Source organism: Streptomyces bobili, assembly GCF_002154575.1.
Classification (GTDB): Bacteria; Actinomycetota; Actinomycetes; order Streptomycetales; family Streptomycetaceae; genus Streptomyces; species Streptomyces bobili.
The window spans coordinates 1-5,662 of record NZ_MUBA01000609.1 but is presented as its reverse complement, the minus strand read 5'-3'; the positions used below and the strand labels follow the sequence as shown (position 1 = coordinate 5,662).

The following is a 5,662-nucleotide window of genomic DNA, read 5'->3' as shown; positions in this document are numbered from 1 at the left end:
CGGCGGCGCCGCCGCACTGGCACTGACCGGCGCGGTGGTCGTGACCTCCGCTCTCGCCGGGGAGACGCCCAAGAACAGCGGCACGAACGCCCAGACGCTCGCCTCCCCCGGCACGATCAGCTGCCCGGACGTGGCCTCGAAGCTGCCCGCGATCCCCGCGACGGCGAAGGCCGAGGTGGACCGCAACCTCACCCTGCTCAACACCCAGATCGCCGAAGCCAACAAGCGCCTCGTCGACACCGTCGGCCAAGGCGGCCCCAACTTCGTCAACAACGCGATCCTCGGCCCCCTCAAGGACAAGCGCGTCGCGACCGTCAACCGCATCGCCACCGCCATCGGCCGCACCGCGGCCAAGCCCCAGGGCCTCGACGCCCTCGCCCCCTGCGCCCTCAACGGTGGTGGCGTCAACCCCGGCGGCGCGGCGACCCAGCCGGCCGGGAACGCCGGGAACGCCGGGAACGCCGGAAACAACGGGAACGCGGGTAACAACGGGAACGCCGGCAACGCCGGTGCCGCGGGCACGATCAGCTGCCCGGACGTGGCCTCCAAGCTGCCCGCGATCCCCGCGACGGCGAAGGCCGAGGTGGACCGCAACCTCACCCTGCTCAACACCCAGATCGCCGAAGCCAACAAGCGCCTCGTCGACACCGTCGGCCAAGGCGGCCCCAACTTCGTCAACAACGCGATCCTCGGCCCCCTCAAGGACAAGCGCGTCGCGACCGTCAACCGCATCGCCACCGCCATCGGCCGCACCGCGGCCAAGCCCCAGGGCCTCGACGCCCTCGCCCCCTGCGCCCTCAACAAGTGACGTGACACGTCGCGGTGGCCGCCCCGGAGAAGATTCCGCCGGGGCGGCCGTCGCGACGCCGACTCACGCAATCGCTTAGACATTCGAAGGACTTTCCCGAATAATCGTTAGTCATGGGAAAGACTTATGAGCGCATCGACGGCAGACTGCGTACCTTCATCGAGGACCAGCCCCTCTTCTTCACCGCGACCGCGCCGCTGTCCGGCGACGGCACGGTGAACCTCTCCCCCAAGGGCCTCAAGGGCTCGTTCGCCGTCCTCGACGAACAGACCGTGGCCTACCTGGACTTCGCCGGCTCCAACGCCGAGACGATCGCGCATCTGCGGGAGAACGGGCGGATCACTCTGATGTGGTGCGCGTTCCAGGGTCCGCCCAACATCGTGCGGGTGCACGGCCGCGGCGAACCCGTCTTCCGCGACGACCCCCGCTTCACGGACCTCCTCGCCACCCACTTCCCCGAGATCGACCCCGGCCCGCACGGGCTGCGCGCGATCATCGTCGTGCACGCCGAACTCGTCCGGGACACCTGTGGATACGCGGTGCCCTTCATGACGTACGACGAGGACCGCGATCTGCACGCCAAGCGGTTCGCGCGGGAGGACGACGCGTCGCTCAGCGCGTACTTCACCAAGAAGGAACACATCGCGACGAGCATGGACGGACTGCCCGGACTTCCGCTGCCCCTGCATCCGCTGCGCCCGATGTGACGCGCACGGCCGGGGACGGCCTCTTCGGGACGACCGACCCGGTCGGCCCACCCGGCCTGCCGGTGCCGCCACCGCCGCTTAGCGTCTGAGCATGCGCCGTCCCGCCCTCGCCACCGCCCTCGTCTGTGCCTCCCTGCTCCTGCTCGGGGCGGCTCCGGAGACCGGCGGGCCGACACCGCCGCCGCCGCTTCCCGCGCGCATGACGGACACCGGCGGCGGCACCCAGCTGATCACCGCCGTGGCCCCCGACACCGGCGCCACGACGGGCACGCTCACCTGGTGGGACCTGCGCGGCGGCCGGTGGCTGCGGTCCGGCTCCGCACCGGCGCGGTTCGGTGCGAACGGACTGGTCGAGGGAGCCGTACGCCGGCAGGGCACGAGCACGACCCCGACCGGCCTGTACGACCTCCCGTTCGCGTTCGGCACCGAGGCGCCGCCGCGCGGGACGGCGTACCCGTACCGTCCCGTGCGCGCGGACTCCTGGTGGTGCCAGGACAACGCGTCCCGCTCCTACAACCGGTGGACCGAGCCGCGGCCGGCCGACTGCCGTGCCGCCGAGTCCGAGCACCTGATCACCTACCGCACCCAGTACGCGCACGCGCTGGTGATCGGGTTCAACTACCGCAGGCCGGTGCGCGACCGCGGGGCGGGGATCTTTCTGCACGTCAACGGGCGGGGAGCGACCGCCGGTTGTGTGTCGGTACCGGCGGACGACATGCGGCGCGTCCTGGCCTGGGCCCGCCCGGCGCGGCGTCCGCACCTGGCGATCGGGACGGCCGGCGGGCGCACGGCGATCACCCGGTACTGAACCCGTACCGGTGAACCCGTACCGGACGGGGCGACGCTGAACACTGGGCGGTCTCCGCCCGTATCTGTGGGTCAAGGGTCCGTACCCACGGAGGAACAGTGACCACGACGATCGCCGGCGGCCGTGCCGCCCGCCGCCAGACGATGCGCCGCATCCGTCCGCGCCGCTCCCCGGCCGTTCCGCTGCTGCTCGCCGTGTGGGCGGGTGCCGCGGGTGTGCTGTGGCTGTGGTGGAACAACACCCCGTCCATCTCGGACACCAGCGGCAAGATTCTCAACGCCGGGCGGATCACCGGACTGCTCGCCGGATACCTGATGGCGCTCGTCGTCCTGCAGATGGCCCGGGTGCCCGCGCTGGAACGCCGGGTCGGCTCGGACCGGGTGGCCCGCTGGCACGCGATGACCGGCCGCTACACGCTCAGCCTCACCTTCGCGCACGTGTTCCTCATCATGTGGGGATACGCGCTCCAGGCCGGCAAGTCGCTCGGCGACATCGTGCAGCAGACCATCGACTCGGTGAACCAGCTGCCCGACATGGGCAAGGCCGCCATCGGCACCGCCCTGCTGGTGGTCATCGGCCTGGCGTCGATCGGCCCGGTGCGCCGCCTGATGCCGTACGACACCTGGTACCACGTGCATCTGATGACGTATGCGGCGGTGTTCCTGACCTTCTGGCACCAGATCACCACCGGCAACGACTTCGCCGTCGAGCCCGCCGCCAAGACCGCCTGGTACGCGCTGTACGGGTCGGTCACCGCGCTGGTCGTCTGGTATCGCATCCTCACGCCGATCCGGCTGAACCTGCGCCACCGCATGTACGTGGAAGCGGTCATCGAGGAGACGCCCGGCATCGTGTCGGTGCTGATCGGCGGGCGCAAGCTGCACCGGATCGGCGCGGAGGCCGGGCAGTTCTTCCGGTGGCGGTTCCTGGCGCCGGGCATGCGGTACAGCTCCCACCCCTATTCGCTGTCGGCGGCGCCCCGGCCCGAGCTGCTGCGCATCACCGTCAAGGCGATCGGCGACCACAGCTCCGCGCTGCGCGGCCTCAAGCCCGGCGTGAAGGTGTGGGCCGAGGGACCGTACGGCGCGATGACGGCCGCCCGGCGCAGCCAGGGCAAGGTGCTGCTGGTGGCCGGCGGCGTCGGCATCACGCCGATGCGGGCGCTGTTCGAGACGCTGCCCGGCGCGGAGGGCGACATCACGCTCCTCTACCGGGCCAACAGCACGCAGGACCTGGCGCTGTGGGACGAGCTGGCGAAGATCGCCGACGAGCGCGGGGCGCGGCTGATGTACGCGGTCAACAGCCCCGACGGGGAACGTCCCGACATCTCGGCGGAGTCCCTGCAACGCAAGCTGCCGGACATCGAGGAGCACGACGTCTTCATGTGCGGGCCGGCCGGCTTCGCCCAGAACGTGTACGAGGCACTGCGCGGCGCCGGGGTTCCCGCCCGCCGTATCCACCACGAGTCGTTCGAGATGTGAGCGACGGAAACCCACGGATCCACCGGTAGCAACACGGGAAGCAACGGGAAACAGGAGCGATGAAGAAAAGCCACCCTCTGCGGCGCGTCGTACTCGCCGGCGCGGCCACCGTGTCCGGGATCGTGCTGCTGCTGTCACTCAAGCCGTCGTCGGACCCGGGCTCCGCCCAGGCCGCCGGCGCGGGCGCCGCGGCACAGGAAGCGGCTCAGGGCGGGGCCGGAGCGGCCGTGTCCGGAGCGATCACCGGTGACGTGTCACAGACGCAGTACGGTGCCGTCCAGGTCCGCGTGACCGTCAGCAACGGCAAGATCACCAAGGCGGAGACGGTCCAGGCACCCAAGGGCGGCCAGAGCGACCAGATCACCGCCAACGCCGTACCCAAACTCAACCAGGCCGCCCTCACCGCGCAGAGCGCCGACATCGACGCCGTCTCCGGCGCCACCTTCACCAGCGAGGGCTACAAGAAGTCCCTCCAGTCGGCGATCGACAAGATGAAGGCGAGCGCGGGCGCCTCCCAGGGCTCGGCCGGTGCCGCTCCGGTGTCCGGCACCTTCGAGGGGGACGCGGCGCAGACGCAGTACGGGGCCGTGCAGGTGCGGATCACCGTCAGCAACAACCAGATCACCAAGGCGGAGACGGTCCAGGCGCCCAAGGGCGGCCAGAGCGACCAGATCACCGCCAACGCCGTACCCAAACTCAACCAGGCCGTCGTCACCGAGCAGAGCCCCGACATCGACGCCGTCTCCGGGGCGACCTACACCAGCACCGGCTACAAGAAGTCCCTCCAGTCGGCGATCGACAAGGCCAACGCGAGTGCCGGGGCGCAGGGTTCGGGGGCGCAAGAGGGGGCGCAGGAGGGGTCGAAGGCCCCGGAGGCGCCGAAGGCACCCGAGGCCTCGAAGGCACCGGAGGGCTCCGGGAACGCCCAGGCGGGCGGCACCTTCACCGGGGACGCCGTGCAGACGGACTACGGGACCGTGCAGGTCCGGATCACCGTCAGCGGCGGCAAGATCACCAAGGCGGAGACGGNNGTCGGCGCTGGACCAGGCCGGTGGCTGACACGGTGGCCGAATCGGCGCAGGCCCCCGCCGTGGTGCGGCACGCGGAGGAGGTCATGGGGACCGTGTTCTCCTTCGACGTCCGCGGCGGGGAACCCCGTGCGGTGCGGGCGGCGCTCGACGAGGCGGTCGCCGGGCTGCACCGGGTCAACGAGGTGTTCAGCACCTACCGGGAGGACAGTCAGGTCTCCCGGCTCGTCCGCGGTGAACTGACCGTCGGGGAATGCGACCCCGAGGTCGCCGAGGTGCTGGCGCTGGGCGCCGAGGCGGAGCGGGCCAGCGAGGGCTGGTTCAGCATGCGCTACCAGGGCGGCCGGCTCGACCCCACCGGGATCGTCAAGGGGTGGGCGGCCGAGCGGGCGGCGCGGGTGATCGCCGCGGCGGGCGTGAACGGGGTGAGCGTCAACGGGGGTGGGGACGTCCAGCTGCTGGGCGTCCCCGGTCCCGACCGGCCCTGGCGGGTCGGCGTGTCCGACCCGCTGCGGCCCGGTGGGCTGGCGGCCGTCGTCTCGGCGGCGGGGGCGGACGAGCTGGCGGTGGCCACGTCGGGGACGGTGGAGCGGGGCGCGCACATCGTCGACCCGCGCACGGGCCGCCCGGCGGTGACCGACCTCGTCGCCGTGACCGTCGTCGCGCCGCGGCTGACGTGGGCGGACTGCTGGGCGACGGCCGCGTTCGCGATGGGTTCGCGGGACGGCCTCCGATGGCTGGAGTCAATCCCGGACGTGGAGGCGCTGCTGATCACCGCGGGTGACGAGGTGCGGTGCACGGGGGGGTTGGCGCGGCGGCTGGGGTGAGGG

At 71.7% G+C, this 5,662-nt stretch carries 5 protein-coding genes and 1 pseudogene; all 6 read left to right on the top strand.

What is annotated here, in order from left to right:
* The coding region (locus BZL64_RS34865; protein ID WP_086773073.1) for a hypothetical protein at positions 1-808 on the top strand (808 nt) is incomplete at its 5' end.
* A gap of 113 nt (positions 809-921) precedes the next feature.
* Positions 922-1,515, top strand: a complete 594-nt coding sequence (locus BZL64_RS34860) for a pyridoxamine 5'-phosphate oxidase family protein (RefSeq protein WP_086773072.1) — start codon at positions 922-924, stop codon at positions 1,513-1,515.
* Between the two features lie 91 nt (positions 1,516-1,606).
* Entirely contained in the window at positions 1,607-2,323 is a 717-nt protein-coding gene (locus tag BZL64_RS34855) for a L,D-transpeptidase family protein (RefSeq protein WP_086773071.1), read from the top strand.
* A 98-nt stretch (positions 2,324-2,421) separates the two neighbouring features.
* Positions 2,422-3,804 (top strand): ferredoxin reductase family protein, encoded by a 1,383-nt coding sequence (locus BZL64_RS34850; protein WP_167396246.1) that lies wholly within the window; start codon positions 2,422-2,424, stop codon positions 3,802-3,804.
* A gap of 59 nt (positions 3,805-3,863) precedes the next feature.
* Positions 3,864-4,610 (top strand): annotated as a pseudogene (locus BZL64_RS42355) (FMN-binding protein); the annotation flags it as partial.
* A gap of 245 nt (positions 4,611-4,855) precedes the next feature.
* The gene (locus BZL64_RS34840) at positions 4,856-5,659 is read left to right on the top strand and encodes an FAD:protein FMN transferase (protein WP_483025116.1); all 804 of its coding nucleotides are present in this window, start codon (positions 4,856-4,858) and stop codon (positions 5,657-5,659) included.
* Positions 5,660-5,662 lie beyond the last annotated feature (3 nt).

Bases quoted from the DNA above. Each gene is read 5' to 3' on its own strand.
- BZL64_RS34855 (WP_086773071.1), top strand. From the start codon at position 1,607: ATGCGCCGTCCCGCCCTCGCCACCGCCCTCGTCTGTGCCTCCCTGCTC.
- BZL64_RS34860 (WP_086773072.1), top strand. From the start codon at position 922: ATGGGAAAGACTTATGAGCGCATCGACGGCAGACTGCGTACCTTCATC.